Source organism: Vibrio sp. 1402 (genome assembly GCF_033340275.1).
Genome location: NZ_JAWOWE010000227.1, coordinates 1 through 738, shown reverse-complemented (window position 1 = coordinate 738; position 738 = coordinate 1). Strand labels below are relative to the sequence as shown.

At 40.9% G+C, this 738-nt stretch carries 1 protein-coding gene; it reads right to left on the bottom strand.

Features of this window, described 5'->3' with window-relative positions; all coding sequences use genetic code 11:
* Positions 1–85: 85 nt before the first annotated feature.
* A partial coding sequence (locus R7044_RS25255; protein ID WP_225456000.1) for a transporter substrate-binding domain-containing protein occupies positions 86–738 on the bottom strand: 653 nt, incomplete at its 5' end.

Here is a 738-nt window from a genome sequence, read left to right as displayed (position 1 = left end):
ACGATAAGTATCGCTAAATAAATAGAAACGATTATTGCGCTTATCGTTATTATCTTTTTACTGGATATTTTTTTAACAGCCTTTTTCATCGAATTTTCTTACTATCTTCTAAGAAGTAATCGTTATAAAAGTAGTAAATGGACGGGTAGTATTTTTTAACGAGCTTTTCATACGTCCCATCTTTTTTAATAGAATCTAAATAACGATCAAACGCTTCGCGTAATTCCGGTGAATTTTTACGGAACGCAACAGCCATTTTTTGATTTTCAGAAACAGGGCCAATAACTTTTATTTCTCCCGGCCATTTTTCTAAAGCAATTAATGTGTCTGCTACATCCAATAAGGTACTTTCAGCATCATTTTTCATGATGGCAGGTACCATTTCGTTTAGGAGTCGTTTGCCATCGGGCAAAATCACTTTGGCACCCGTGTCGTACAAGTCGTAAAGGTTTGGGTCTAGGCACGAATGCTCTAGCGCCAACACTTCTCGTCCATCGATCAACTCTTTCACTGTCTTGACGTCTTCGTCGATGGAACCACTTGGCTTAATTGGACTTAAACTTGAATCGGTACGAGAAACAAGCCATACCGCCGATGGGAAGTAGTCCTGAGAAAAGTCCAATACCTCTTCCCGCCAATCCAAAATCGTCACGCCATTGGCGATCAGATCACCCTCAATTGGCACACTGCCACCCACTACTGCGCGGTTGTGTCGGTATTGAACATCTTGACCTGTCA